Origin of the sequence: Nocardioides sp. S-1144, assembly GCF_005954645.2 — a bacterium.
In the GTDB taxonomy this organism is placed as follows: domain Bacteria; phylum Actinomycetota; class Actinomycetes; order Propionibacteriales; family Nocardioidaceae; genus Nocardioides; species Nocardioides dongxiaopingii.
Window position 1 is genome coordinate 3,738,391 of sequence record NZ_CP040695.2, and the last position, 26,354, is coordinate 3,764,744.

Sequence of the window (26,354 nt, forward strand, 5' to 3'; positions counted from 1 at the left end):
ATGCCGAGCGCGCTCATCACCGGGATCACCGGCCAGGACGGCCTGTACCTCGCCGAGCTCCTGGTGGCCAAGGGCTACGACGTCCACGGGCTGATCCGCGGCCAGAACAACCCCAAGCTCGACCTGGTGCGGGAGCTGCTCCCGACCGTCACGCTGCACAACGGCGACCTCACCGACATGTCGAGCCTGATCCGCGCGCTGCGCGACTCCGACCCCGACGAGGTCTACAACCTCGGTGCCGTCTCGTTCGTCGCCTACTCGTGGGAGCAGGCCGCGCTCACGACCGACGTGACCGCCAAGGGGGTGCTGACGCTGCTGGAGTCGTTGCGGCTCCACACCGGCGACGACCCGAGCCGGGTGCGGTTCTACCAGGCGTCGAGCTCGGAGATGTTCGGGAAGGTGCAGGAGGTCCCGCAGCACGAGCGGACGCTGCTGTGGCCCCGCTCGCCGTACGGCGTCGCGAAGGTCTACGGGCACTACATGACGCTCAACTACCGCGAGTCCTACGGCATGCACGCCTCGTCGGGCATCCTCTTCAACCACGAGTCGCCGCGGCGCGGACCGGAGTTCGTGACCCGCAAGGTGTCGCAGGCCGTCGCCCGGATCCACCTGGGGCTCCAGGAGGAGATCGTGATGGGCAACCTCGACGCCCAGCGCGACTGGGGTTTTGCCGGCGACTACGTCGAGGCGATGTGGCTGATGCTGCAGCAGCCGGCCGGCGACGACTACGTGATCGCGACCGGTCAGACCCACTCGGTGCGCGAGTTCGTGCAGGCGGCGTTCGCGCACGTCGGGATCGAGGACTGGGAGCGGCACGTGCGCCACGACCCCCGCTTCATGCGGCCCGCGGAGGTCGACCAGCTCGTCGGCGACGCCGGCAAGGCCCGCGAGGTGCTCGGGTGGAAGCCGCGGGTCGGGTTCGACGAGCTGGTCCGGATGATGGTCGACGCCGACATCGAGGCCGCCCGGTCGGGCTGGTGAACCGGTGACGACGGCCTTCATCACCGGCGTCGGTGGCCAGGACGGCGGCTACCTGGCCGAGCTGCTCCTCGCCCGTGGCGTCGAGGTGCACGCCCTGGTCCTCGCGGGCGAGCCGACGCCCGACGTCCCGGCCGGGGTGCGGACCCACGTCGGCGACGTCGCCGACGTCGACGGCACCCGCGCACTGCTGCTCGACCTCGCCCCGGACCGGGTCTTCAACCTCGCCGCGATCAGCTCGGTCGCGCAGTCGTGGGCGGAGCCCGACCGCACCGCGCTGGTCAACGGCACCGCGGCGGTCGGGCTGCTCGAGTCGGCCCACCGGGTCGCGGAGCGCACCGGCCGCGACGTCCGGTTCGTACAGGCCTCGAGCGCGGAGGTCTTCGGGCAGCCGCCGTCCTCCCCGCAGGACGAGTCGACGCCGGTGCGGCCGATCAACCCCTATGGCGCCGCGAAGGCCTACGCCCACCTGATGGTCGCGGTGTACCGCGGCCGGGGGCTGCACGCCTCGAGCCTGGTGCTCTACAACCACGAGTCGCCGCGCCGTCCGACCGGCTTCGTGACCCGCAAGATCACCCGGGCCGTCGCCGCCATCGCCGCCGGCGCCCCGGGCCCGCTCGTGCTCGGCAACCTCGACGCCCGCCGCGACTGGGGCTGGGCGCCCGACTACGTCGCCGCCCTCGCCGCCGCCGGCGACGCGCCCCACGGTGACGACTACGTCGTGGCCACCGGCGTCGCGCACTCGGTCCGCGACTTCGTCGCCGCTGCCTTCGCCCGCGCCGGCGTCACCGACTGGGAACGCCTCGTCGAGGTCGACCCCGCCCTCGTCCGCCCCGCCGACGCCACCGAGCTCGTCGGCGACGCGACCAAGGCCCGCACCGCCCTCGGCTGGACCCCCACCGTCGACTTCGCCGACCTCGTCGGTCGGATGGTCGACGCCGACCTCGCCCTGCTGGGCTGACCGGGGCGGGATTTCCCCGGTCGACCGGGGAAGTCTGAACTTGGGGGCCGGGATCCCGGCCCCCAAGTTCAGGTTTCGGCCCCCCGGTGCGGGCTCCGGACCGACCGGCGGCGATCACCGTGCTGGTCGGCCGGGTCCGCCCTGCCAGGATGTCGGCGTGCGTCGTGCCGTGGCTCCCCTGCTCGCCGTGACCGTGGCCCTGGTGCTGGCGGACTCGGCCATCGTCACGCTCGCCCTGCCCGACATCCTCGCCGAGCTGGACGCGACGGTCGGTCAGGTCGCGTGGGTGCTGATCTCGTTCAACCTGGTGCTCGGGCTCGGCGTCGTGCCGACGGCGAGGGCCCTGGCGCGGGCCCAGCCCCGGCTCTACGGCGCGGTCGGGATCGCGGTCTTCGCCGGGGCGTCGGCGTGGTGCGCCGTGGCCGACTCGATCGAGGTGCTGATCATCGCCCGGTGCGTGCAGGCGATCGGCGGCGCGCTGGCGCTGGTCGGGTGCCTGGAGCTGATGGTGGCGGAGTCCGGCGAGCGGCGCGGGGTCGCGGCCTGGGTGACCGCCGGGGTGGTCGGCACGGCCGCCGGGCCGTTCGCGGGCGGGCTGCTCACGCAGGCGATCTCGTGGCAGGCGATCTTCGTGGTGCAGGTGCCGTTCGCGGTGCTCGCGGTGCCGGCAGCCCTGGCGGTGCGCGCCGAGCCGAGCCACACACCCGACCGGCACCGCCCGGCACTCCGACCCAACCTGACGCTCGCCCTGCTGTCGGCGGCCCTGACCGCCGCGCTGTTCCTGCTGGTCCTGCTCCTCGTCGAGGGCTGGCGGCACTCCCCCGCCACCGCGGCGCTGACGGTGTCGGTCGTCCCGGTCGCGGCGCTGCTCGCGCGTCCGCTGGCCCGGCTCACCCGTCCCTCGCCCGAGGTCGAGGTGGCGGTCGGGTCGTTCCTGGTCGCCGGCGGGCTGGTCGGACTGGCGATCCCGCCCTCGGCCCACCTCGCGTGGACCGTCGCCCCGCAGGCGCTCGTCGGCCTCGGGCTGGGCCTGACCGTCGACCGGCTCACCGCACAGGCGATGGAGATGCGCCTGCCGCGGGCCCGGCACGCCGCGTGGACGATCGGCGCGCGCCACCTCGGCGTCGTCGTCGGGCTGGCGATCCTGACGCCGGTCTTCACCGCCGACCTGCAGGACGCCCAGGTGCCCGCGCAGGAGGCGATCGTCGCGCTGGTGATCGACGCGCCGCTGCCGGCGCAGGACAAGATCGAGCTCGCGAAGGCCCTCGGTGAGGCGCTGGAGGGTGAGCGGGGGCAGGTCCCCGACCTGAGCGGCGCCTTCGCGTCGCTGGACGTCGCCCCCGAGGACCGACCCGCCAAGGCCGACCTCGAGCGGGCGCTCGACGTCCAGCTCGAGAGCGCCGCGACCTCCGCGTTCCGCGACTCCTTCCTCATCGGCGCCGGCCTCGCGCTCGCCGCCCTGCTCACCGCGGCCGTGCCGCGCCGGCGGAGGACGGCGTGACCGGCCTCGCGCGCCGGGCCAGCATGCCCGCGGTCGCGCTCGTGCTGGTGGCCGGCGTGATCGGCACCCAGCTGGCCAACGGCGGCGGGACCTTCGAGCCCCTGCGGACCGCAGACCCCTGCGTGGCCCGCGACGTCACGGCGCAGTCCGACGGGATCGAGGGACTCACGGAGCGACTGGTGCTGCTCGGGATCGACGGGGCCGCCTGCCGGCTCGGCGTCAGCCGCGAGGCGCTCACCCTCGACCTGGGCCAGGGCGGCGACCCCACCGACGCCCAGGTCGACGCGCTCCGTGCCGGTCTGGAGGCCGCCGTCGCCCGGATGGAGGACGACGGCACGCTGCCGCCGGCCTCCGAGCTGGTCGACGAGGCGCTGGACTCCGCCGACCTCAACGGGTTCCTCGAGGCCGCCATCCGGGCCCTGCCGGACTCGATCATCGACGGCGCCCTGAAGACCGACGACGTGCTGGTCCGCGCCATCGGCGACCTCGACCTGCGCGAGCTGCTGGGCAACCTCGACAGCCAGGACGCTCTCAACGACCAGCTCCAGCCGGCCATCGTCGACGCCGTCAAGGACTCCCTCGCCGACCGGCTGCGCGACCTGATCTGACCCGTCCCCCGTCCCCCGTCCCCGCACCCGCACCCGCACCCGGGCACGGATGCGGAGCCACGGCCGGGCGCACCGGGAAAAGCGGAACCGCCGGCGACCACCCGTGGTGCACGGGGGTGGTCGCCGGCGGTTCGGTGCTGCCGTCAGGTCACCTGGTCAGGCGCAGCCAGATCTTCTGGGTGCGACCGTCGGGGAACTGGACGACCATGCTGGCGCGGACCGACTTGGACTTGGCCAGGGTGGTGCGCGCCCGCTGGTTGAGCTTGACGCTGACCTTCTTCGTCGCACCGGCCTTGATGGTGAACGAACCCTTGCCCAGGACCTTGCCGTTGGCCAGCTTCAGCGTGGCCTTGGCCGCGCAGTTGGCGTCGACACAGCGGAGCGAGATCGTCGCCTGGCGCCGTGCCTTGTTGGCGTCGATGACCTTGCCCACCGCGACGACCTTCGGCTTCTTGACCGCCGGGGGCGGCGGCGTCGCTGCCTTCACCGTGAGCGAGGCCGTGGCCTCGCTCGGCTCGTGCGCGACGTCGCCGGCGTAGGTCGCCGTGAGGGCGACCGTGCCCGCCGTGGTGAACGGGCCGACCGTGACGGTCGCCTTGCCGTCGACCAGCGCAATCGGCGCCATCGCCTTGCCGGCGACCGAGACGACCACGTCACCGGTGGGCGTCTCCTGGGCGGCGGAGTCGACGGTGACCTCAACCTGGGCCTTCTGGCCGATCGCGACCTCGGACGGCGTGGGAGTCACCGTCGTCGTCGAGGCGACGTTCTCCGGGTCGGCCAGCTCCTTGATCTGGACGTTCCGGTAGAACACGTTCTCGCCGCCGCCGTGGTTCTGCAGACCGATGAAGGACGGCAGACCCATCCGAGCCGGGTCGGTGCTGGTGAAGTCGTTGACCAGCGCGTCGTTGAGATAGATCCGGATGCGCTTGCCCTCGACCCTGATCTCGTAGTGGTTCCACTCCGGGACCGGGTTGAGCGCGGCGTCGCGGGCGGCGAGATCGGCGGACTGGAAGTTGTAGACCGCTCCCGTCGTGCTGTCCGCGTCGTCCGAGGCGTCGATCTGGATCTCGTAGCCCTTGTCGACCGCGACCCACGGGTCACCGGCCGGGTTGGGGGCGTCACCGTCGTAGCGGGGGGTGGTCTCCGGGTTCGGGAACCCGACGAACACACCGCCGTTGACGTCGTTGGGGAGCTTCCAGTCCAGCTGCAGCGAGTAGTCGCCCTCGAGCGGCTCGGTGTGCCAGAGCAGACCGAGGCCACCGTTGGTCTTCAGCGTGCAGTCGGCCTCCCGGGTGAACAGGCCGGGGCCGGCCATGTGCCAGTCCGCCATGCTCTCCGCGGTGCCGTCGAACAGCATCCGGTAGCCGGGGTCGGCCTCGGTGCCCGTGCAGGTGTCGGGCGTGACGACCGGGTCGCCGGTGACGCGGAACCAGTCGAAGACGCCGACCTGGTTGCCGTTCCCGGTGCCGTTGTAGGCGGCGAGGCCGATCTTGGGCTCGACCAGCCCGGTGCTCGGGTAGCCCGAGCCCATCGACGTCCAGGTCGCGCCGTTGTCGACCGACCAGCGGCCCTGGATCGCGGTGCCGGTCGAGACCATCTGCAGCTGCAGGTCGTCCGGGGCGGCACCGTCGGGCAGGTCGGCGTTGGTGTAGACCATGTCGCCGTTGATCCGGCGGCCCAGCTCAAGCACCCAGTCGCCGTCCGGCTTCTCCATCGCGACGAACTTGGCGTAGTTCGTGGCGCTGGTCCAGGCCACGAGACCACCCTGGAGGTAGTCGTCGGCGCCGGTCATCGAGAACTGCGTGGTGGCGGCCCACGGACCCTCGGCGGGAGCCGGCTGCAGGATCATGTTCTTGGCGTCGACCGCTCCACCGGAGAGGTCACCGCCCTGGGCGTTGATCCGCAGCTGGCCGTCGGCGACGGCGACGCCGGTCGCCGTCTTGTTGAGGATCGTGCTCCAGCGGCAGGTGTCGAGCGTGGTGCCGTCGAACTCGTCGTCAGCACCGGGCACCTGACCCGGGGCGCACGCCTCGCGGGCGCCGAGGGCGAGGTAGTCGATGTTGACGTTGCCGTTGTCACCGGCGTCGCGCTGGATCTTGATGACGTTGGCGCCGGCGGCCAGCTCGAGCTGGTCGGTGATGGTGCCCCAGGTCTTCCAGGAGCCCGTCGGCGGCAGCGACAGCTTCTTGGCGAAGGTGTCGTTGACGTAGACCGACATCTGCTTGGTCTGGTCGGGCTGCGGGTTCGGACCGTTGGCGTAGCCGACGGTGACGTTGTGGAGCCCGGCAGCGGTGGCGGGGACGTTGAACGTCACCGCGGTGTTGTCGTTCTCGAAGCCGCCGACGTAACCGGTGCCGCTGAAGCCGGCGTGCTCGGTCTGGACGCGGTTGCCGGTGCCGGAGACGGTGCCGTCCTCGGCCTCGACCCGACCGCCGGTCGGGTCGATCACCTTGAGGTGGTCGAGGTTGACGTTGCCGTTGTCACCGGTCTCGTAGGCGATCTCGACGCGGGTGGTCCCGGCGGGCAGGTTCACCCGCACGGTGAACGTGCCCCAGGTCTTCCAGTCGCCGAACGGCGGCAGGGTGATCGTCTGCAGCACGCCGCCGACGTACAGGCTCATCTTCTTGGCCTGGTTCGGCTGCGGGTTCGGGCCGTTGGCGTAGCGCAGCTGCAGGTCGTAGGCGCCCGCCTTGGGCGCGACGACCTCGACCGTGGTGCCGGAGCCGATGGTCTGGATGCCGTCGACGAAGCCGGAGCCGGTGTAGCCGGCGTGCTCGGTCGAGATGCCGGCGGAGCCGGTGAGGGCGCCGTCCTCGAGCTCATAGATGCCGTCGGCCGGGGCCTCGGGCTCGGGAGCGACGTAGCCCGGGTAGCTGTTCAGCGTGTACCAGGCCTCGGTGCTCCACAGCTCCTCGCCCGACGCGGCGGCGAAGGGGCGCGGCGAGCGCAGGTGCACGACGCGGTCGGGCTTCATGCCGTCGACCATGACCGTGACGGTCTTGCCGTCGGCGCTGGCGGTCGCGCCGGAGACGGTGAGGGTCTCCTCGTCGAGCTTCGGGCCGCCGTACTGCGCGGTGGCCCGGTAGCGCCACTGGTCGACGACGTAGGCGGCGTCGAGGTTCGCGAGCGTCGCGGCGGAGAGGGGCTTGGTGTACTCGATCTCGAAGCCGCCCTCGATGACGTCCATCGACAGCATGTCGAAGGGGACGTCGTTGTTGAGGTCGAGCTTCTGGAGGCCGTAGCGCAGCTTGCCGTTCTGGCCCCAGTTGCCGCCGGCGCCCAGGCCGCCGACGATCAGCGAGCCGTCAGGACCGGCGAGGACGCGGCTGATGCCGGCCTCGAGACCCTGGGTCATGCGGAACAGGGCACCCTGCTTGGCCCCGCCGACCTCCTCGAGGTCGGCGCGCTGCAGGCCGCCGTAGGTCACGTCGCCGATGAACATCTGGCCCGCGTACGGGCCCTCCTCGACGACGATCGGGGTGCTCGGGGAGTTGGCGATCTCGTTCTGCGGCATCCACAGGACCGGCTTGGTGACCGGCTGGTCGTCGAAGCGACCGGGCGTGCCGTCCTTCTCGGTGGTGAAGTGGTTGTAGAACTGGCCGGGCTTGATCTCGATGAGCTTGTTGGCCGGGAGCCACCCACCCTGGTTGTCGGTCACGAAGATCTCGCCGTTGGCGCCCCAGCCCATGCCGTGGGGCGTGCGGAGGCCGCCGGCGACGTAGTCGATCTCACCGGTCTCCCGGTCGATCGTGATGTGCGTGCCGCGGTCCTGCGAGCCCTGGGGCACGGTGGTGGCGCCGCCGAGGTTGATCGACACCGAGAGGTTGACGTGGAACTCGTCCTTGGCCTCGTCGTAGAGCATGCCGAAGCCGAACTCGTGGAAGTTGCCGTCGAAGGGGTACGCGGTGATGTCCTCGCGTCCCTCGAAGACGCCGTCGGCGTTGCCGTCGACGAGCTTGATGAGCCCGGTCTTCTCGGAGATGTAGATGTCGCCGTCCACGACCTTGATGCCCTGCGGCTCCTTGAGCTCGCCGGCGATCTTGGTGCGCGTCACGTCGGCGGGGCTGGCGGCGTCCTTGACGCCCTCCAGCCGGTAGAGCTCGCCGAGCTCGACGTTGCCCTGGTCGTTGCCGTTGCCGCCCCAGGTGAGCACGAGGAGGTCGTCGCCGTCCCACTCCAGGCCGGTGACCTGGGGCTCGAAGCCGTCCGGGCGGAGGTTCACCAGGTCGTAGGCGGGGTTGACGCCGTCGAGCATGAGGCCGTCGCCGGCGGAGTCGCTCTGGCCCTCGCACTGCTTGAAGCCGGGCGCGGTGACCCGCGTGACGCCGGCCTCGGTGCTCAGCACGGAGTTGGGGACGACGGTGAAGCCGGCGTCGCCGGGCTTCTTCCACTGCAGCGTCAGCTGCTCGCCGCCGCCGGCCTCGAAGAAGTCGATCCGCAGCTTCTTCACGCCGGTGGTCAGCGTGACGGTGCCGTCCTTCGGCGTGTTGCCGTGGAGGCCGTCGTTGTCGATGACGCTCGTGCCGTCGATGAACAGCTGCGAGCCGTCGTCGCTCAGCAGCCGGAAGGTGTACTGGCCGGCGGTGGTGATGTCGAGGTCGGCGAGCGCCTCGACGACGAAGTTGTCCGAGAGGCCGCCGAAGTCCTCGGGGGCGTCCCAGTCGATCGTGGGCTTGAGCAGGTCCACGTTCGGGGTCTGCGCCGCCTTGAGGGTGCAGAGCTCCGAGATGGGCGCGCCGAGCTGGTAGCCGCGCAGGGTGACGCCCGGCTCGTTGCCGGCGGGGATCGCGGCCTGCGCGCTGGGCAGCGACGCGAGCAGACCCAGCGTCAGGGCGCCGGCGGCGAGGGTGGCGAGAGAACCGCGGCGAAGTGCGCGCGGGCGATTGTGTTGCAACAGACGGGTGCTTGACACCGATGACCTCCCAGAAGTCCCGGGCTCGAGCGAGCCGGGATACACGTGACGACGATCACTGTAGGGGACATTTGCCGACTCTCGGAAGACTTAGGACTGAGTTCTCTACAAAAGTCGGAAGCGGACTACAGTCTCGCTCGTGCTGGAGCGGTGGGGCCGATGGGTGTGCCGGCGTCGCGCCGTGGTGCTGGGCGTCTGGGCGCTGCTGGTCGTCGCCGGCTCCGTGCTGGGCGGTTCGGTCTTCGACAGGGCCACCGAGCCCGGCCTGCGCGACGGCGTCGAGTCGACGACGGTCGAGGAGCGTCTCGACCGGCTCGACCCCGAGGGCGAGCAGGTGGTGGCGGTGCTCGCCGGCACCGACGCCCTCGCCGTCAACCTCGTCGACGCCGCCAGCACGATCCTCTACGCCCTGCGCGAGCTGCCCGGCGTCGCGGAGATCCGCGACCCCTACACGACCGGCGCGAGCGACCTGGTCGCCGCCGACGGGCAGGGCGCCGTCGTCGAGGTCGAGCTCGACGCGACGCTCAGCCGCGAGGAGGCCCTCGAGGTGGCCGCCCAGGTGGCCGCGGAGCTGCGCGCCATCCCCTTCCCCTCCGTGCTCGTCGGCGGCGAGCTCCTCGCCGAGGAGGACTTCGCCGACCAGGCGATCCAGGACGCCGCCCGCGGCGAGGGCGTCGCGCTCGTGGTGCTGCTCGTCGTCCTGGTGGTCGCGCTCGGCGGGTGGGTCGTCGGCGCCATGCCCGTCGTGACCGCCCTCGGCGCCGTCGCGGTCTCGCTGCTCGGCCTGACCGGCCTGACCACCCTCACCTCGGTCAGCGAGTACGCCGTCAACGTGGTGACGGTCCTGGGGCTCGGCCTGGCCGTCGACTACAGCCTGCTCGTGCTGGCCCGCTTCCGCGAGGAGCGGGCCGCCGCCGGGAGCAAGGACTCCCTCGCCGCCGTGCTCGGCCGGACGACGGCCACGGCCGGGCGGACCGTGCTCGTCTCCGGCGTGACCGTCGGCTCCGCGCTCGCCGCGCTGCTCGTCCTCGGCGACCCGGTCCTCACCGGCATGGCCGTCGGCGGGGTGGTGGCGGTGGTCGTGGCCACCGCGGCCGGCCTCACCCTCGCGCCGGCCCTGATCGCGGTCGGGCACACCCGGGTGCCGGCCCCCGGTTCCGGACGCCCCACCCGCCGTCCGCGGCCCGAGGGCCGGTCGCTCCTGGCCCGGCTGGCCGGTCTCGCCCAGGCCCGGCCGTGGCCGGTGCTGCTCGGCGCCACCGGGTTCCTCCTGGTCCTCGCCAGTCCCCTGCTCGCCCTCGACGTCGGCAACTCCGACGCCCGGGCGCTGCCGGGCGACAGCGAGCCCCGGCAGGTCTACGAGGCCGTGCAGCGCGACTACCCCGACCTGCGGACCACGCCCATCACGGTGCTCGCCGAACCCCCGCCCGGCGACGCCCGGCTGCTGGCCGTCGTGAGCCAGCTGGTCGAGCGCGACGACGTCGACGAGGTCCTCGTGCGCGACCCGCTCCGCGACGGGTCCAGCCGGCTGGCGGTGGAGCCGACCGGCCCCACCTCGGGCGCGACCGCCCAGCGCCTGGTGACCGAGCTGCGCGAGCTCGACCTCGGCGTCCCGGTGCTGGTCGGCGGGCCGGCCGCCGAGCTGGTCGACGCCAAGTCGGCCACCGCGGGACGCCTGCCGCTCGCCGTGCTCGCCGTGGTCCTCGTCGCCGGCCTGCTCCTGCTGCGGCTCACCGGGTCGCTGGTCATCGCCGCCAAGACGCTCGTGCTGAACCTGCTCTCGCTCGCCGCCACGCTCGGCGTCGTCGTCGCGGTCTTCCAGTGGGGTTGGGGCTCCTCGGTGCTCGGCTTCACCTCGTGGGGCGCGCTCGACATCACCTCCCCGCTGCTGCTCTTCATGTTCGTCTTCGGGCTCTCGATGGACTACCACGTGTTCCTGGTGGCCCGGATCAAGGAAGCCTGGGACGCCCCGGCCCGTGGCCGTGGCGCTCCCGCCCGCGGCACCCGGGCGGCCAACGACCGCGCCGTCCTCGCCGGGATCACGGCGTCCGGCCCGGTCGTGACCCTGGCTGCGCTGGCCATCGCCATCGTCTTCCTCGGCTTCGCCGCCGGCCGCCTCGTGGCCATCAAGGAGATCGGGGTCGGCATGACCGTCGCGATCCTGCTCGACGTCACCGTGGTCCGCGGCCTGCTGCTGCCGGCCGCGATGACCCTCCTCGGGGAGTGGAACTGGTGGCGACCGGGCCGGACGCCGGGCCGGACGCCGGGCAGCACCCCCGGTCGGACGCGCGGACGGGCGTCGGCCTAGGAGCCGGGACGGCCCGCCCCCTCTAGGGTTGGCCCGTGCAACGCATCCTCGTGACCGGCGGGGCCGGGTTCATCGGCTCCAACTTCGTCCACCACGTCCTCGGCCGCACCGACGCCTCCGTCACGGTGCTCGACAAGCTGACCTACGCGGCGTCCCGGGAGTCCCTCGACGGGCTGCCCGAGGACCGCGTCGACCTGGTCGTCGGCGACGTCGCCGACCAGCCGCTGGTGGAGCGGCTCGCCGGCGAGCACGACGCGATCGTGCACTTCGCCGCCGAGTCCCACAACGACAACTCGCTCAGCGAGCCCGGCCCGTTCATCCAGACCAACCTGGTCGGCACCTTCTGCGTCCTCGAGGCCGCGCGCAGGCACGGCACCCGGCTGCACCACATCTCGACCGACGAGGTCTACGGCGACCTCGAGCTCGACGACCCGGCCCGGTTCACCGAGGCCACGCCGTACAACCCGAGCAGCCCCTACTCCGCCGCCAAGGCCGGCTCCGACCACCTGGTGCGCGCGTGGGTGCGCAGCTTCGGCGTGCAGGCCACGATCAGCAACTGCTCGAACAACTACGGCCCCTGGCAGCACGTGGAGAAGTTCATCCCGCGCCAGATCACCAACGTCCTCGACGGCGGGCGGCCGAAGGTCTACGGCGCGGGCACCAACGTGCGCGACTGGATCCACGCCGAGGACCACTCCTCGGCGGTGTGGACGATCCTGGAGCGCGGCCGGATCGGCGAGACCTACCTGATCGGCGCCGACGGCGAGCGGAACAACCTCGAGGTGGTCCGGATGATCCTCGAGCACCTCGGCCGCGACGCCGACGACTTCGACCTCGTGACCGACCGCGCCGGCCACGACCTGCGCTACGCGATCGACTCCTCCAAGCTGCGCGCCGAGCTCGGCTGGACGCCGTCCTTCCCCGACTTCGCGACCGGCCTGGCCCGCACCATCGAGTGGTACCGCGACCACGAGTCGTGGTGGCGCCCCGGCAAGGACGCCACCGAGGCGGCCTACGCGGCGAAGGGGCAGGCGTGAGGTCGACAGCGAGGTCGCGACCGCGCGTCGAGACCACCGCAGCCCGCGCACCCAGGCCGACGAATGGCTGAGCTCGCCGTCGAGAGGACCCCGATCCCGGGCCTGCTGGTCGTGCGGCTGCCGGTGCACGCCGATGCCCGCGGCTGGTTCAAGGAGGGTTGGCAGCGCGCGAAGATGACGGCGCTCGGCCTGCCCGACTTCGGGCCGGTGCAGCAGAACGTCTCGTTCAACACCCGCCGTGGCGCGACGCGTGGCATCCACACCGAGCCGTGGGACAAGTTCGTCTCGGTCAGCACCGGCCGGGCGTTCGGGGCGTGGGTCGACATGCGCGCCGGGGCGTCGTTCGGCACCACGTTCACCGTCGAGCTCGACCCGTCGGTGGCCGTCTACGTCCCGCGGGGCGTCGGCAACAGCTACCAGACCCTCGAGGACGGCGTCGCCTACAGCTACCTCGTCAACGACCACTGGCGCCCCGGCACCAGCTACCCGGCCCTCGACCTCGCCGACCCGGACGCCGCCGTCGCGTGGCCGATCCCGCTCGAGGAGGCCGAGGTCTCCGAGAAGGACCGTTACAACCCCCGGCTCGCCGACGTCACGCCGGTCGCCGCGCCGCGGCCGCTGGTGCTCGGGGCCGGCGGCCAGCTCGGACGGGCCCTGGTGGCCGCGATCCCGGGGGCCCTCGGCGTCACCCGGGCCGAGCTCGACGTCACCGACACGAGTCCCGGCGGAGCCCTCGAGACGTGGCCCTGGCACGACCACGACGTCGTCCTGAACGCCGCCGCCCACACCGCCGTCGACGCGGCCGAGACCCCCGAGGGTCGCGCCGCCGCCTGGGCCGCCAACGCCGCCGCCCCCGCGGCGCTGGCCAGGATCGCGGACGCGCACCGGCTCACGCTGGTGCACTACTCGACCGACTACGTCTTCGACGGCGCGGTCGCCGAGCACGCCGAGGACGAGCCGCTGGCGCCGCACGGCGTCTACGGGCAGTCGAAGGCAGCCGGGGAGCTGGCGGTGGGCACCGCGGCCCGGCACTACCTGCTGCGGACCTCGTGGGTCATCGGCGAGGGACACAACTTCGTGCGCACCATGCAGCGGCTCGCCGGCGACGGCGTCTCACCGGCCGTCGTGGGCGACCAGGTCGGGCGGCTCACGTTCACCGACGAGCTCGTGCGCGCGACGCGGCACCTGCTCGAGTCACGAGCCGCCTTCGGCACCTACCACGTGAGCAACGGCGGCGACCCGATGTCGTGGGCGGACGTCGCCCGACGGGTCTTCGCGCTCAGCGGCCGCGACCCCGGCGACGTCACCGCGACCACCACGGCCGAGTACGCCGTCGGTCGGGCGATGGCCCCGCGGCCGGCGCACAGCGCCTTCGACCTCACCAAGCTGCGGGCCACGGGGTTCGAGCCCGAGGACGCCGCGGTGGCGCTGGAGCGCTACTGCGTGACCGAGGCCTCGCGACCGTAGTCGTCCTGGAGGCGACAGATGTCGTCCTCCTCGCAGTAGGCGCCGAGCTGGACCTCGATGAGGACCAGGACCTCGTCCTCCTCGTTGGTGATCCGGTGCGCCTGGCCGATGTCGACGCGCACCGACTCGCCCGAGCGCAGCACCAGGACCGAGTCGTCGATCACGCAGGTGGCGCGGCCGGCGACGACGGTCCAGTGCTCGGCGCGGTGCTCGTGGGTCTGGTAGCTCAGCCGCTGGGCCGGCGCGACGGTGATCCGCTTGACCTTGAAGCCGTCGCCCTCGTCGAGGACGGTCCAGGAACCCCACGGCCTGGTGGTGTGGTCGCCGATCACTGGGTCCCCCGGGTGCGTGACGTGGATGGAGCGGCGAGGTCGAAGGTGACTGCCGAGTAACCGACAATAACCCGGCGGCACCGTCGGGGGTCCCCTTCAAGGGGTGAACGGGCGAGCGGGGTTCCTCAGCGGCGGCGGAGCCCGGCGAGGGCCGGACGGACGTCGGCGAGGTACACCAGCGCCGCCACCAGCAGGATGATGTTGACCAGCGGGATCGGGACCGGCACGAAGTAGATGACCACGCCGAGACCGAGGATCGTCGACCAGGCCGTCTTGGTCAGCTTGTTGGCGGCGTCGTAGGACTCGGCGGAGTACAGCAGCGAGTTGATGAAGGCGAAGATCGCGACGCTGAGCCCGACGAAGAACACCAGCAGGGAGACGGTGCTCTGGATCTGGAAGACGCTCATGGTGAGGCGAACCCTATCGCCACGCGGCACGGAGCCCCCGCGGCCGATGGCTGCGGGGGCTCCGGGCGTCGGGCCGGGACGGGCGGCTCAGAACAGCGCGAGCTGCGCGTCGTCGTCCCTTCAGGCCGAGGGCGCGTCCGACGTGGTCGTGGTGGACGGCGCCGGGGTGGCGGCCGGGGTGGCGGGCGCGGTGGTGCTGGCCGGAGCCTTGGCCGGGGTGGCCTTCTTCGTGGCCGGGGCCTTCTTGGCGACCGGGGCCTTCGTGGCGACCGGGGCCTTCTTGGTGGCCGGGGCCTTCTTGGCGGGGACCTTCGTGGCGGTGGGCTTGGCGGCCGTCGCCGTGGTGGCCGTCTTCCGCGCCGGGGTCGCCTTCGTGGCCGTGGCCGGCTTCGCGGTGGTGGTCGCGGCCTTCCGGGCGGCCGGCTTGGTCGCGGTCGTGCTGGCGGCCTTGCGCGGGGCGGGCTTGGTGGCGGTCGCGGTCTTGGCCGACGGCTTGGTCGAGTTGACCTTCACCTCGACGCTGGCCGACGAGGGGAGCCGGGTGCCGCGGACGACGGCCTCGCCCCTCTTGGCCAGGTCGCCGTAGGTGGTGGTGACGGTGGTGGTCACGGTGCTGGTGAGGGTCGCGACGTTGTCGTTGACGGCCGTCTGGACCTTCGTCGGCAGCGCGGGGGCCTCGGCCTGGAGCTCGGCGACCCGGGCCTCGACCTTGTCGCGCCGGGCCCGGGCCTGCTCGAGGGCGGACTCGCGGGCCTTCGCCGCGTCGAAGCCGGTGACGCTCTTCTGCACGTCGGCGACGCGGGTCTCGACGTCCTTCTGGTAGCCGGTCAGCTTCTTCTGCACGTCGGCGACGTACTCCTTGACGGCGGTGACGGCCAGGTCGCCGGCGCCGACGTAGGCGTAGATCGGGGTCAGCGCGGCTGCGGGGATCTCGAGGGACTTGAAGTCGATCTTGGTCTTGGCCATGGTTCAGCTCTCCTGGTGGTCGGTGGGGTGGTCGGTGGGGTGGTCGGTGGGGTCGTCGGTGGGGTTGGCGGTGCGATCGGTGCCGGCGGGGTGGTCCGCGGTCCGCGGGCTGCTCGTCGCCTCGTCGGTCGCGTTCATCGCGAGGAACGAGGAGTAGACGTCGAGCAGCGACTGCTTCTGCCGCTCCGTCAGGCCGGGGTCGCCGAGGACGGCGATCTCGACCGTGCCGGCGACGTCGCTGCCGGGGCTGACGATCCCGGCGCGGAGGTAGAGCTGCTCGGCCGAGATCCGCAGCGCCTTGGCCAGCTGCTGCAGGACGTCGGCCGACGGCCGGCGCAGCCCGCGCTCGATCTGGCTCAGGTAGGGGTTCGAGACGCCCGCCTGCTGGGCGAGCTGCCGCAGGGACAGGCGGGAGGCGACCCGCTGCTCCCGGAGGTAGTCGCCGAGCGACTCGACGGTCTGTCCGACCTTGTCGACGGTCTGTCCGACCTTGTCGACGGTCTGCCCGACCTTGCTCTTCGCCATGTCCCCAGAGTGCTTGCTGTTGCTAGCAAAATGCAAACACAGCAAGCGTGGGACTGGTCACACGCGATCCGGCGGCCCGCGGAGCCGCCCTTCCGGAGGCCCGCCCGGCGCCCGTCCGGTGCCGCGTGCGGGCGCTCAGAACACCGCGCGGATCTCCCCCACCGGCACCCCGCCGCCGAGCAGCGGGTGCCGCCCGGTGGCGTCGACGGCGTCTGACCGGATGCCGGAGCGGCGCAGCGCGGCGGCCATCAGGACCGGCCGGACGCGGGGCGCGCCGTCGTCGGTCTTGAGCGCGAAGGCCCGGCCGTCGGGCAGCGCGACGGCGTAGCAGGACTCCGCGCCGGCCTTGCCGATCGCGCCGGGCAGGGCGGTGAGCAGGGCGAGCTCGTCGCGGCGGGTGCCGGAGACGAAGGCCGGGAACGCCCGGATCGCCTCGGCGATGCGGCGCTCGGGGCCGGAGTCGGCGACGGCGAGCGCGCGGAAGGCGGTGGCCAGCCCGACGAGCGAGGTCGAGAGCAGCGGGGCACCGCACCCGTCGACGGCCACGACCTCCACCGGCTCACCGGTGACGTCGGCGAAGGTGGCGGCGAGCGCCACCTGGAGGGGGTGGGCGACGTCGAGGTAGGTGTCCGGGTCCCAGCCCTGCAGGACGCAGGTGGCCAGCATCGCGGCGTGCTTGCCGGAGCAGTTCATCGAGATCCGGTCGCGCTCGCGACCGGCGCGGATCGCGGCCTCGCAGGCGACGTCGTCGAGCGGGTGGTCGAGCGGGGTCTGCAGGGCGTCCTCGGTGAGGCCGGCCGAGGCCAGGATCCGGCGGACGCCGTCGAGGTGGAAGTCCTCCCCGGAGTGCGACGCGCAGGCGAGCGCGAGCAGGTCGTCGGGCAGGTCGAGCCCGAGCCGCACCATCCCGAGCGCCTGGAGCGGCTTGTTGCACGAGCGCGGCAGCACCGGCACGTCGGCCGCACCGACCGACCACGCGACGGCGCCGTCGGCGTCCAGGGCCACGAGGGAACCGTGGTGGTGGCCCTCCACGAATCCGGAGCGGACGATCTCGGCGACGATCTCGGGCCGCCGGCCCGCGGGGTCGTTCTGCACAGTGCTCATGAAGTCAGGTTATCGACGCGAGTTTGGCATGATCTCCCCCGTGTCGAGCCCCCAGCACTGTCCGACGCCGCGCGAGCTCGACGACCTCGAGCTGATCGTGTCCGGCGCCGCCCCCGTCGCGTCCTTCGGGACGCCCGGCAGCCCCCTGACCCTGACCCTCCCGGACGCCCTCGCCGGCGAGCCCGTCGTCGAGCTCGTCGACCCCGAGGGTCTCCCCCTCGCGCTCGTGCACCTCGAGGCCGACGGCGCCCGCCGCGTCGAGCCGCTCACCACCGCGCAGCACGGACCCTTCCGGCGACTCCACCTCACGCCGGCCGAGGTGCGCGCCCAGCACGCGGGCCGCACGGTCGTGCCGGTCACCGGACCCGTCACCGACGACCAGCTCGCCCAGCTGACCGGGCTCGGCCCGCTGGTCCTGCTGGCACTGGTCGGGCACGGCACCCCGGACCTCTCCCCCGTCGCGCTGCTGCGCGCGACCCTGCGCGTCGCGGCCGACCTGCCGGACGCCGTCGTGGTCGCCGTCCCCCTGGCCGCGCACGACGACGCGGAGGCCGACCACGACCTCGGCGTCCAGGTGACCGCGGCCTACGCCGGCGGCCCGGGCGGGGACCGTGTCGTCGGGCTCGTCGAGGCCGGCGAGCCCCTGGCCTCCCTGGACGACATCCTCGAGGCCGACCAGCCGGCGCCGGACCGCCAGGGCCTGGTGCTGTTCTTCACCGGCCTGTCCGGCAGCGGCAAGTCGACCCTGGCCCGCGCGCTGGTGGACCGGCTGCTCGAGCAGGGCCTCCGCACCGTCACCAGCCTCGACGGCGACGTCGTGCGCCGGAACCTGTCGGCCGGCCTGACGTTCTCCAGGGCCGACCGTGAGACCAACATCCGCCGGATCGGCTGGGTCGCGGCCGAGATCAGCCGCCACGGCGGGGTCGTCGTGGTGAGCCCCATCGCGCCGTTCGCCGAGACCCGCGCCCAGGTGCGCGACATGGTCGACGAGGCCGGTGGCGCGTTCTTCCTCGTGCACGTGGCGACCCCGCTGGAGGAGTGCGAGCGCCGCGACCGCAAGGGCCTGTACGCGAAGGCCCGCCGTGGCGAGATCCCCGAGTTCACCGGCATCTCCTCGCCCTACGAGGAGCCCGAGGACGCCGACGTCCGCGTCGACACCACGGGTCGCACGATCGACGACGCGCTGGGCGACGTCCTCGACGCACTCGCAGAAGCCGGCTACGCCGACCTGCGCGTCGCCGCACCGCAGCCCGTCGTCCCCGAGAGGATCATCTGATGGACCTGTTCACCGCGACCGCGCTCGGCATCCTCGCCGCCGGCTTCTTCGTCGGCATCGTCGTCGGCCTCACCGGCATGGGCGGCGGTGCGCTGATGACGCCGGCGCTGCTGTTCCTCGCGCCGCACCAGGCCGCGTCCGCGGTCGTCGCGGCCGACCTCACCGCGGCGGCGGTCTACAAGTCCGGAGGGGCGATCGTGCACTCGCGCGAGGGCTCGCCCAACCTGCAGCTCGCGAAGTGGCTGATCCTCGGGTCGGTGCCGATGGCACTGCTCGGTCCCTACGTGCTGAAGACGTTCACCGACCCCGAGGACCTCGACCAGACGCTGAAGTTCGCGATCGGGATCGCGCTGCTGCTGGCGGCGGGGACCTACGCGCTGCGCCTCTACATCAACCTGCGCCAGCTCCGCGCCGGTGGCCACGTCGGCGACGAGAACCCCCGCATCCGGCCGGTCCCGACGCTGCTCGTCGGCGCCCTCGGCGGCCTGCTCGTCGGCATCACCAGCGTCGGCTCCGGCTCGGTCATCATGGTCGCGCTGCTCATGCTCTACCCGGGCCTGTCCGCGGTGAAGCTGGTCGGTACCGACCTCGTGCAGGCGGTCCCGCTCGTGCTCGCCGCCGCCATCTCGAACATCGCCATCCACGGCCTCGACTGGGAGCTGCTCATCCCCCTGCTCGTCGGCTCGATCCCCGGCACCATCCTGGGCAGCAAGATCGCGCCGAAGGTGCCGCAGTCGTTCATCCGTCGCGCGATCGTCGTGGTCCTGACCATGTCGGGCGTCGCCCTGCTCGGCAAGGCCGGCTGGGAGCCGTTCGGCAAGGACGGCGCCCCGTACTTCATCGCCGCCACCGGCATCGCGATGGTGGTGCTCGTGCCGCTGGTCTGGGGTGTCCTGCGCAAGGGCCAGGGCCTGCCGATGTTCGGCGCCCCGTACGTCGCCGACCTCGAGGGCACCTCGAAGACCGACCGCACCGGCACGCCGTCCGCGTGAGCCCGGCGGCCCGGGCCGGGGGCTGAGCCGCCGTGCGCGCCGACCGCGTCCTGCTCGGCGTCGTCGTGCTGGTGCTCACGGCGCTGTCGCTGCTGCTCGTCAAGGGCGACGGCCCCGGCTCCGGGGAGATGCTGCTGGGCATCACGCGGCAGAACGGCGTCAACTCCGGCGACCTGCCGATCATCGGCCTCTGGCTGGTCGGGGTGGGCTGCTGCGGCGCCCTGTGGCGACGCGGTCGCTGAGCCGCGCCACGTCCCACCCTCCGGTCGGCGCCGCGCCTGCCGACGTCCCGAACTAGGGTGACCGGATCGACATACTCGTCGTGTTCGTGCTGATCCGAGCACGCGGCTACGATGACGGCTGCCGTGCCGAGCGCGCTTGTCCCCTTCGAGAGGCCCCATCCCGCTTATGACCACCACGCATGCCGACTACCGGCTGAGCCAGCTCGACCAGCTGGAGGCGGAGTCGATCCACATCTTCCGTGAGGTCGCCGCAGAGTTCGAGAAGCCCGTCCTGATGTTCTCGGGCGGCAAGGACTCCATCGTGATGCTGCGCCTGGCCGAGAAGGCGTTCTACCCCGCCAAGATCCCGTTCCCGGTCCTGCAGATCGACACCGGGCTCGACTTCCCCGAGGTGCTCGAGACCCGCGACAACTGGGTCGGGCGCCTGGGCGTCAAGCTCGTCGTCGCCAGCATCGACGACGCCATCGCCAACGGCGTGGTGATCGACGACGGCAAGACCTCGCGCAACCGGATGCAGACCGCCACCCTGCTCAACGCCATCGAGGAGAACGGCTTCACCGCCGCCTTCGGTGGCGGGCGCCGCGACGAGGAGAAGGCCCGCGCCAAGGAGCGCGTCTACTCCCACCGCGACGAGTTCGGCCAGTGGGACCCGAAGATGCAGCGTCCCGAGCTGTGGAGCCTCTACAACGGGCGGATCCACGCGGGCGAGCACATGCGGATCTTCCCGATCAGCAACTGGACCGAGCTCGACATCTGGGACTACATCGGCCGCGAGGGCATCGAGATCCCCGACATCTACTTCTCCCACCAGCGCCGCGTCTTCGAGCGCGACGGCATGCTGATGAGCGAGACCCCGCTCAACCCCCTGCGCGAGGGCGAGACCGTCGAGGAGCGCACCGTCCGGTTCCGCACCTGCGGCGACATCTCGCTCACCGGCTGCGTCGAGTCCACCGCGTCGACCATCCCCGAGATCATCGCCGAGATCTCGATCGCCAAGCTCACCGAGCGCGGCGCGACGCGCGGTGACGACCGGTTCTCCGAGGCTGCCATGGAGGACCGGAAGAAGGAAGGGTACTTCTGATGTCCGAGACCACCGAGGGCGCGACCACCGCGACCAACATGGACCTGCTCCGCTTCGCCACGGCCGGCTCGGTCGACGACGGCAAGTCGACCCTGATCGGTCGCCTGCTGCTCGACTCCAAGTCGATCTTCGCCGATCAGCTGGAGGCCGTCGAGGCCACCAGCGCGGCCAAGGGCTACGACTACACCGACCTCGCGCTGCTGACCGACGGGCTGCGCTCCGAGCGCGAGCAGGGCATCACCATCGACGTGGCCTACCGCTACTTCGCGACGCCCAACCGCAAGTTCATCATCGCCGACACCCCGGGCCACGTGCAGTACACGCGCAACATGGTCACCGGCGCCTCCACCGCCGACCTCGGCCTGGTGCTCGTCGACGCGCGCCAGGGCCTCACCGAGCAGTCCCGCCGCCACGCGGTGATCCTCTCGTTGCTGCGGGTCCCGCACCTGGTGCTGGCGGTCAACAAGATGGACCTCGTCGACTACTCGCAGGACGTCTACGAGAAGATCCACGCCGAGTTCACCACCTTCGCGACCAAGCTCAACATCCCCGACCTCGAGGTCATCCCGATCTCGGCGCTGGCCGGCGACAACGTCGTCAACCGCTCCGAGAACATGGGCTGGTACTCCGGTCCCACGCTCATGCACCACCTCGAGCACGTGCACGTGGCCTCCGACCGCGACCTCGTCGACGTCCGGTTCCCGGTCCAGTACGTCGTCCGGCCGAAGTCCGACGAGCACCACGACTACCGCGGCTACGGCGGCCAGGTCGCCGGCGGCGTCCTCAAGCCCGGCGACGAGGTCGTCGTGCTCCCCTCGGGCATGACCTCGACCATCGAGGGCATCGACCTGTTCGACCAGGAGGTCACCGAGGCGTTCCCGCCGATGTCGGTCACCGTCCGCCTGGCCGACGACGTCGACGTCTCGCGCGGCGACATGATCGCCCGCGTCAAGAACGCCCCGACGCCCTCGCAGGACATCGACGCGATGGTCTGCTGGATGACCACGACGCCGCTCAAGCCGCGGCAGAAGCTGGCCATCAAGCACACCACCCGCACCGCCCGGGCCCTGGTCAAGGACATCCAGTACCGCCTGGACGTCAACTCGCTGCACCGCGACCAGGAGACCAAGGAGCTCGGCGTCAACGAGATCGGCCGTGTCCAGCTGCGCACCACGGTGCCGCTGCTGTGCGACCCGTACTCGCAGAACCGCACCACGGGCTCGTTCATCCTCATCGACGAGGCGACCGGCATCACCGTCGGCGCCGGGATGATCAACAGCGGCGCCTGACCCGCACGTCACGCGGGGCCGGCCACACGACGTGTGGCCGGCCCTTCGTCGTCCGGTGGGGCGCGAGCGGCGCCGCCGTCTCAGAGTGGCGCGGGCTCCGGCGCGGCGAGGCAGTCGCGGCAGTCGCCGAAGACCGTGAGGTGGCCGACGTCGGCGACGAAGCCGAGGTCGGCGTCGAGCCGGTCGGTGAGCGCGCGCGCCACCTCGACGTCGACCGACCGCACCGTGCCGCAGGTGCGGCACTTGAGGTGGAAGTGCTCGTGCCCGCCGACCGAGTGGTACGTCGGCGCGCGGTCGGAGAGGTGGGCGTGCCGCACCAGGCCGAGGTCCTCCAGCACCTCCAGGGTGCGGTAGACCGTCGAGGCGTTGATCGAGGACACCGACCTCTTCACGTGGGCGAGGACCTCGTCGGGCGTGGCGTGCCCGAGCTCGTCGATCGCGCCGAGGATGAGCTCGCGCTGGGGGGTCAGCCGGTAGCCCCGGCTCCGGAGCTCGGCGCGCCAGTCGACGTCGGCGTGACCCTCGTCAGGCACGTTGCAGCCTGGCCCACAGGTGCGGCTGCAGCGGGTGACCCTCGGCCTCCATGTCGTAGGCGTAGAGCAGGTCGCCCTCGACGTTGCCGTAGAGCCGGTGCCCGGCGACGACCTCCTTGGCGGTCTCGGTGAAGCTCACGCCCGCGGTCCGCAGCTCCACCTTGCCGGCCTCCGCGACGCCGTACCAGACCTCGCTGATGCCGGTGTTGTGCGCCAGCACCAGCTCGAGCCTGCCCTCCGGGAGGCAGCGCAGGAACCCCGTCTCCTGGGCGCCCTGGCCGATCGTCTCGCCGTTCTCGTCGATCACCCAGGAACGGGCGAAGTAGTGGAAGAAGGGGCGGCCGTCCTGCTGGAAGACGACCTCCTGCTTGTACTGGTAGGCCTCGATGGTCGGGTAGTCGCCGCGACCGTTGCCGTGCCAGGTGCCGAGCAGCCAGACGACGGGCCCGCAGTCGGGGTGGAGGTTCTCGGGGATCTGGAAGGCCATGGGGTCGAGTTTAGAGCGGCCGGGTCCCGAGCAGCACGCGTGCCTCCGCCGGCGTCATCGGACGCCGCTGGGCCAGCTCGCCCATCGCGACGGCCCGCTCGACGAGCTGGCTGTTGCGCTCGACCGGGACGCCGCGGCTCAGGGTCAGCACGTCCTCCATCCCGACTCGCAGGTGGCCGCCCTTGCTGAGCGCGGCCAGGCCGACGGCCAGCGTGCTGCGGCCGATGCCGGTGGCGCCCCACGAGGTGACGGCGTCGGGCAGCGCGTGGACGGCGGCGACCAGCGCGTCGGTCGTCCCGGGCATGCCGCCGGGGACGCCCATGACGAGATCGACGTGCACCCGCCCGCCGTGGGGCAGGCCGTAGGTCCTCAGCAGCCGCTCCAGGGCTGCGACGTGGCCGAGGTCGAACAGCTCGAACTCCGGCACGACCTGACGCTCCTGGCTGAGCTGGTAGAGGTCGCAGACGAAGGGCCAGGGGTTGGAGAAGACGTCGTCGCCGAAGTTGGTGGTGCCCATCGTCAGGCTGCAGGAGTCGGGCGCGGCGTCGAGCACCTTCAGCCGGGCGTCGAGCGGGTCGTGCACCGAGCCACCGGTGGAGAGCTGGACGACGAGCCCCGTGTTCTCCCGCAGGGCCGCGACCGTCTCGTGCAGGCGGCCCTCGTCGAGCGTCGGGCGGTGCTCGTCGTCGCGGATGTGCACGTGCACCATCGCCGCACCGGCGGCCTCGCACTCCTGCGCGGTGACCACGAGCTCCTCGAGCGTGGTCGGCAGCTGCGGGCAGTCGGCCTTGCTGGTCTCGGCACCCGTGGGGGCGACGGTGACGAGCAGGGCCTCGGGCGGGACGGTGGCGGCGGTCGGGCTGACGGGTGCGGCGGACATGCCTGGCATGCTGCCAGAGACCCGTCGCCCTCAGCGCCGGCACCGGGCGCCGCGCGGCATCGCGGTCCCGCAGATCGCGAGCCTCCAGTCCACCGTGGTCGTGTAGGTCTCCTCACCCACGTGGTAGTCGATGTGGGTCCTCGTGGCCATCGCGCCGCCCTCGTCGGCGGTGATGACCGTCAGCAGCTCGACGAGCGGCCAGGTCCGGTCGTCGTCCAGGTAGCCGTCGCAGGGCCGGTCGATGGAGACCGAGGACGCGTCGTCCAGGCCGACGACGTCTCCGTCGAGGGTCTGCGGGGCTCCGACGGCTGACGCGACGGGGAGGATGTCGCGCCCGGCGCTCGCCGGCGACGGGATCGACCGGAGGTACGTCCCGATCGCCGGCCGCCCGTCGTCGCCGCTCCAGTCGGTGGGCAGGGTGGCTGGCACGGTGTCGTAGCGGACGGCGTCCAGGACGATCTCCTGCGTCTGGTCGTCGCTGCACAGCAGCAGCCCGAACGTGACGGTCTTGGTGCGCCCGTCCTGGGTCGGGGTCGCCAGCGTCGCCCCGGACCCGGCCTGGGGCCGCAGCGGACCGTCCGTGCGACGGTCACCGTCGCGATCCTCCCCCGCACCGCAGGCGGTCAGGACCGCCACGAGGAGCAGCACGCTCCACAGGACCAGGCGCCGCACCTACTTCCCCATCACCACGGAGGCGGCAGCGGGAGCAGCGTCCTTGCCGCACATCCGGCGCCCGCCCGGAGGGATCTCGTACACCAGTGCGTGCGAGGACTCGCCGTAGTTCTTGGTGACACCGAGGCTGACGCCGACGACCCCGGCCGCACTCACGCCGTAGGTCAGGGAGTACGGCTTGCCGCCCGCATCGGCACGGAGCCACCTCCCGGCCGCCACCCGGATACATCTGTCGTAGTCCGGTCGAGCGGCCGGCTCCTTCGTCAGCTCGCCGGACTCCTGGTCCGGCTCGAAGGTCAGGTAGTACTGGCAGGTCCCGTCGGTCGCGCGGTAGCGGTTGTCGATCGTCAGGTAGCGGACGCTGGTGCTCCAGTGCACCTGGGCGCCGCTCAGCCTCGTGACCGCTCCCCAGCCGCCGTCGGCGTGCATCATCTCCACCCTCTGCACGGGATGGTTCGGCACCTTCATCGCCACCTGGTAGGACCCGCCGCCCGAGTGCACGACCCGCAGCCGCGCCCTCAGGCCCGGTGCCGGGAAGATCGAGGCGATCCGGGCCTTGACCCAGTTCGAGTTGATGACGGTGGGCACGCACGCCGTCGAGGCGGCCCGCGCGACCGGCGCGACCGCGCGACCGGCGTCGGCGAGCGCGCCGAGCTGCACGAGACCCCCGATCGGCGCCGCCCCGGACCGGGGGCCGCCGGACCCCGTGACCCGTTCCCACCGGGCCGCACCGTCGACCGGTGACAACCGAGCCGACGCGTGGTCGACGAGGAGCTCGCCGGAGCCCGACTCGGCGACGACCCTGAAGTCGAGCACCCCGTCGGCCTGCACGTGCGCCGAGGACAGCTCCGACGGGTCGGCGTGGACGGTGAAGTCGTCCCTGTCGACGGTGACGCACAGCTCCACCTCGGCGAGCTCGTCACCGACCTGGGTGTGCGCGTCCGCGCGGGCGAACGCGCGCACCTGGGCGCCGTCCGGCACCAGCCCCTGCGCGAGCGGTGGTCCGGGTGGTCCGCCGGCGCAGGGTCCGGGTGGGGCACCGACCGAGGCCGACGCCGGCACGGGCGCCACCAGCGCCACGATCATCATTCCGCTTGCTGCTACCGAGAGCCTGACACGCATTTCCAGTACCTCTTTCCCCGAGAGTGGCGAGACTCCATCACGGGTGCGCGGGCCGGGTCAACGACTCCTCCACAGGCCACCGGACGCCGCACCCCCGTGCGCGACGATGGACCCGTGAGAGCAGTCATCCAGCGGGTCGAGCAGGCGTCGGTGAGCGTGGACGGCGTCGTCGTGGGCGCGATCGAGGAGCCGGGGCTGCTGGTCTACCTCGGCGTCACCCACGGCGACGGCGCGGCCGAGGTCGACTGGATCGCCCGCAAGGTGTGGGGCCTGCGGATCCTGCGCGAGGAGCGGTCGGCCTCCGACGTCGGCGCCCCGCTGCTGGTGGTCAGCCAGTTCACGCTCTACGGCGACGCGCGCAGGGGCCGGCGTCCCACCTGGGAGGCCGCCGCTCCCGGCGCGGTGAGCGAGCCGGCCTACCACGCCGTGTGCGACGCCCTCGTGGGCCTGGGCGCCCGGGTCGAACGCGGGGTCTTCGGCGCCGACATGCGCGTCACGTCGGTGAACGACGGCCCCTTCACCGTGCTCCTCGAGCGCGAACCCACCCCACCCCCGAACCCACCCGCCCGCTGACCCGTCGCTGATCAGCGACGGGTCAGCGCGAAAACGCCGTCGACCCGTCAGTGATCACTGACGGGTCGACGGTGGGCTGCTCGGGGGCGGCCGGTGAACTG

The 26,354-nt window shown here is 72.3% G+C and carries 24 protein-coding genes; 13 read left to right on the top strand and 11 right to left on the bottom strand.

Translation table 11 applies throughout. The features are described from left to right. The 4 genes from gmd to FE634_RS17635 all read left to right on the top strand — a co-directional run bounded on the left by gmd (position 1) and on the right by FE634_RS17635 (position 4,048). Positions 1 to 981: a GDP-mannose 4,6-dehydratase gene (gene gmd / locus FE634_RS17620; protein ID WP_148240823.1), complete on the top strand. Its 981-nt coding sequence runs from the start codon at positions 1 to 3 to the stop codon at positions 979 to 981. Positions 982 to 985: 4 nt separating this feature from the next. Continuing rightward, positions 986 to 1,939, top strand: coding sequence for a GDP-mannose 4,6-dehydratase (locus FE634_RS17625; RefSeq protein ID WP_138876635.1), 954 nt, complete (start codon positions 986 to 988; stop codon positions 1,937 to 1,939). Positions 1,940 to 2,096: 157 nt separating this feature from the next. After that, positions 2,097 to 3,440, top strand: coding sequence for an MFS transporter (locus FE634_RS17630; protein ID WP_137293690.1), 1,344 nt, complete (start codon positions 2,097 to 2,099; stop codon positions 3,438 to 3,440). Beyond that, positions 3,437 to 4,048, top strand: coding sequence for a hypothetical protein (locus FE634_RS17635; RefSeq protein WP_246060661.1), 612 nt, complete (start codon positions 3,437 to 3,439; stop codon positions 4,046 to 4,048). The genes FE634_RS17630 and FE634_RS17635 overlap by 4 nt, the downstream gene beginning before the upstream one ends. 148 nt (positions 4,049 to 4,196) lie before the next feature. On the opposite strand, the gene FE634_RS17640 is transcribed toward FE634_RS17635, so the two are convergent. Continuing rightward, the gene (locus FE634_RS17640; protein ID WP_187366744.1) at positions 4,197 to 8,942 is read right to left on the bottom strand and encodes a family 16 glycoside hydrolase; all 4,746 of its coding nucleotides are present in this window, start codon (positions 8,940 to 8,942) and stop codon (positions 4,197 to 4,199) included. 157 nt (positions 8,943 to 9,099) lie between these two features. On the opposite strand from FE634_RS17640, the gene FE634_RS17645 reads away from it, so the two are divergent. The 3 genes from FE634_RS17645 to FE634_RS17655 all read left to right on the top strand — a co-directional run bounded on the left by FE634_RS17645 (position 9,100) and on the right by FE634_RS17655 (position 13,772). Beyond that, positions 9,100 to 11,268, top strand: a complete 2,169-nt coding sequence (locus tag FE634_RS17645; protein WP_148240825.1) for an MMPL family transporter — start codon at positions 9,100 to 9,102, stop codon at positions 11,266 to 11,268. 35 nt (positions 11,269 to 11,303) lie between these two features. Next, the gene (gene rfbB, locus FE634_RS17650) at positions 11,304 to 12,305 is read left to right on the top strand and encodes a dTDP-glucose 4,6-dehydratase (protein WP_137293693.1); all 1,002 of its coding nucleotides are present in this window, start codon (positions 11,304 to 11,306) and stop codon (positions 12,303 to 12,305) included. Positions 12,306 to 12,368: 63 nt separating this feature from the next. After that, positions 12,369 to 13,772 carry a sugar nucleotide-binding protein gene (locus FE634_RS17655; protein WP_148240826.1) on the top strand — a complete coding sequence of 468 codons (1,404 nt, stop codon included), beginning with the start codon at positions 12,369 to 12,371 and terminating at the stop codon, positions 13,770 to 13,772. On the opposite strand, the gene FE634_RS17660 is transcribed toward FE634_RS17655, so the two are convergent. The 5 genes from FE634_RS17660 to FE634_RS17680 all read right to left on the bottom strand — a co-directional run bounded on the left by FE634_RS17660 (position 13,742) and on the right by FE634_RS17680 (position 17,106). Next, positions 13,742 to 14,104, bottom strand: coding sequence for a phosphomannose isomerase type II C-terminal cupin domain (locus FE634_RS17660; protein WP_137293695.1), 363 nt, complete (start codon positions 14,102 to 14,104; stop codon positions 13,742 to 13,744). The two genes, FE634_RS17655 and FE634_RS17660, sit on opposite strands and share 31 nt — an antisense overlap. Positions 14,105 to 14,229: 125 nt before the next feature. Further along, positions 14,230 to 14,511, bottom strand: coding sequence for a DUF2516 family protein (locus FE634_RS17665; protein WP_137293696.1), 282 nt, complete (start codon positions 14,509 to 14,511; stop codon positions 14,230 to 14,232). 120 nt (positions 14,512 to 14,631) lie between these two features. After that, positions 14,632 to 15,477 carry a hypothetical protein gene (locus tag FE634_RS21190; protein WP_187366745.1) on the bottom strand — a complete coding sequence of 282 codons (846 nt, stop codon included), beginning with the start codon at positions 15,475 to 15,477 and terminating at the stop codon, positions 14,632 to 14,634. 3 nt (positions 15,478 to 15,480) lie between these two features. Continuing rightward, positions 15,481 to 16,002 (bottom strand): helix-turn-helix domain-containing protein, encoded by a 522-nt coding sequence (locus FE634_RS17675; RefSeq protein WP_138876640.1) that lies wholly within the window; start codon positions 16,000 to 16,002, stop codon positions 15,481 to 15,483. A gap of 135 nt (positions 16,003 to 16,137) precedes the next feature. Beyond that, positions 16,138 to 17,106 carry an asparaginase gene (locus tag FE634_RS17680; RefSeq protein ID WP_148240827.1) on the bottom strand — a complete coding sequence of 323 codons (969 nt, stop codon included), beginning with the start codon at positions 17,104 to 17,106 and terminating at the stop codon, positions 16,138 to 16,140. Positions 17,107 to 17,146: 40 nt separating this feature from the next. On the opposite strand from FE634_RS17680, the gene cysC reads away from it, so the two are divergent. The 5 genes from cysC (at position 17,147) to FE634_RS17705 (ending at position 21,986) form a co-directional block, all read left to right on the top strand. After that, positions 17,147 to 18,382 (top strand): adenylyl-sulfate kinase, encoded by a 1,236-nt coding sequence (gene cysC, locus FE634_RS17685; RefSeq protein ID WP_262347472.1) that lies wholly within the window; start codon positions 17,147 to 17,149, stop codon positions 18,380 to 18,382. Continuing rightward, positions 18,382 to 19,374 carry a sulfite exporter TauE/SafE family protein gene (locus tag FE634_RS17690; protein WP_137293701.1) on the top strand — a complete coding sequence of 331 codons (993 nt, stop codon included), beginning with the start codon at positions 18,382 to 18,384 and terminating at the stop codon, positions 19,372 to 19,374. The genes cysC and FE634_RS17690 overlap by 1 nt, the downstream gene beginning before the upstream one ends. A 32-nt stretch (positions 19,375 to 19,406) precedes the next feature. Further along, the gene (locus FE634_RS17695; protein WP_138876642.1) at positions 19,407 to 19,616 is read left to right on the top strand and encodes a hypothetical protein; all 210 of its coding nucleotides are present in this window, start codon (positions 19,407 to 19,409) and stop codon (positions 19,614 to 19,616) included. A 166-nt stretch (positions 19,617 to 19,782) separates the two neighbouring features. After that, positions 19,783 to 20,697, top strand: coding sequence for a sulfate adenylyltransferase subunit CysD (gene cysD / locus FE634_RS17700; RefSeq protein ID WP_137293703.1), 915 nt, complete (start codon positions 19,783 to 19,785; stop codon positions 20,695 to 20,697). Beyond that, on the top strand, positions 20,697 to 21,986 hold the full coding sequence (locus FE634_RS17705; protein ID WP_138876643.1) for a sulfate adenylyltransferase subunit 1: 1,290 nt from the start codon (positions 20,697 to 20,699) through the stop codon (positions 21,984 to 21,986). Before cysD ends, FE634_RS17705 begins: the two co-directional genes overlap by 1 nt. Before the next feature lie 80 nt (positions 21,987 to 22,066). Here the strand turns inward: FE634_RS17705 and FE634_RS17710 are convergent, their stop codons facing one another. The 5 genes from FE634_RS17710 to FE634_RS17730 are packed head-to-tail and all read right to left on the bottom strand — an operon-like array spanning position 22,067 to position 25,647. Continuing rightward, positions 22,067 to 22,519, bottom strand: a complete 453-nt coding sequence (locus tag FE634_RS17710) for a Fur family transcriptional regulator (RefSeq protein ID WP_138876644.1) — start codon at positions 22,517 to 22,519, stop codon at positions 22,067 to 22,069. Beyond that, the gene (locus tag FE634_RS17715; protein ID WP_138876645.1) at positions 22,512 to 23,006 is read right to left on the bottom strand and encodes a heme-binding beta-barrel domain-containing protein; all 495 of its coding nucleotides are present in this window, start codon (positions 23,004 to 23,006) and stop codon (positions 22,512 to 22,514) included. Before FE634_RS17715 ends, FE634_RS17710 begins: the two co-directional genes overlap by 8 nt. Before the next feature lie 10 nt (positions 23,007 to 23,016). Next, positions 23,017 to 23,886: a beta-keto acid cleavage family enzyme gene (locus FE634_RS17720; protein WP_138876646.1), complete on the bottom strand. Its 870-nt coding sequence runs from the start codon at positions 23,884 to 23,886 to the stop codon at positions 23,017 to 23,019. A gap of 30 nt (positions 23,887 to 23,916) precedes the next feature. After that, positions 23,917 to 24,558 (bottom strand): hypothetical protein, encoded by a 642-nt coding sequence (locus FE634_RS17725; protein WP_138876647.1) that lies wholly within the window; start codon positions 24,556 to 24,558, stop codon positions 23,917 to 23,919. After that, on the bottom strand, positions 24,559 to 25,647 hold the full coding sequence (locus FE634_RS17730; RefSeq protein WP_148240828.1) for a hypothetical protein: 1,089 nt from the start codon (positions 25,645 to 25,647) through the stop codon (positions 24,559 to 24,561). It abuts the gene before it with no gap. A 147-nt stretch (positions 25,648 to 25,794) separates the two neighbouring features. Between FE634_RS17730 and dtd the strand changes: the two genes are divergently transcribed. After that, positions 25,795 to 26,253 (top strand): D-aminoacyl-tRNA deacylase, encoded by a 459-nt coding sequence (gene dtd / locus FE634_RS17735; RefSeq protein ID WP_138876649.1) that lies wholly within the window; start codon positions 25,795 to 25,797, stop codon positions 26,251 to 26,253. Positions 26,254 to 26,354: the final 101 nt, after the last annotated feature.

Coding starts and splice junctions, on each gene's coding strand:
- gmd (WP_148240823.1), top strand. CDS start 1: ATGCCGAGCGCGCTCATCACCGGGATCACCGGCCAGGACGGCCTGTAC.
- FE634_RS17655 (WP_148240826.1), top strand. CDS start 12,369: ATGGCTGAGCTCGCCGTCGAGAGGACCCCGATCCCGGGCCTGCTGGTC.
- FE634_RS17665 (WP_137293696.1), bottom strand. CDS start 14,511: ATGAGCGTCTTCCAGATCCAGAGCACCGTCTCCCTGCTGGTGTTCTTC.
- FE634_RS21190 (WP_187366745.1), bottom strand. CDS start 15,477: ATGGCCAAGACCAAGATCGACTTCAAGTCCCTCGAGATCCCCGCAGCC.
- FE634_RS17675 (WP_138876640.1), bottom strand. CDS start 16,002: ATGGCGAAGAGCAAGGTCGGGCAGACCGTCGACAAGGTCGGACAGACC.
- FE634_RS17680 (WP_148240827.1), bottom strand. CDS start 17,106: ATGAGCACTGTGCAGAACGACCCCGCGGGCCGGCGGCCCGAGATCGTC.
- FE634_RS17690 (WP_137293701.1), top strand. CDS start 18,382: ATGGACCTGTTCACCGCGACCGCGCTCGGCATCCTCGCCGCCGGCTTC.
- cysD (WP_137293703.1), top strand. CDS start 19,783: ATGACCACCACGCATGCCGACTACCGGCTGAGCCAGCTCGACCAGCTG.
- FE634_RS17705 (WP_138876643.1), top strand. CDS start 20,697: ATGTCCGAGACCACCGAGGGCGCGACCACCGCGACCAACATGGACCTG.
- FE634_RS17715 (WP_138876645.1), bottom strand. CDS start 23,006: ATGGCCTTCCAGATCCCCGAGAACCTCCACCCCGACTGCGGGCCCGTC.
- FE634_RS17720 (WP_138876646.1), bottom strand. CDS start 23,886: ATGTCCGCCGCACCCGTCAGCCCGACCGCCGCCACCGTCCCGCCCGAG.
- FE634_RS17730 (WP_148240828.1), bottom strand. CDS start 25,647: ATGATGATCGTGGCGCTGGTGGCGCCCGTGCCGGCGTCGGCCTCGGTC.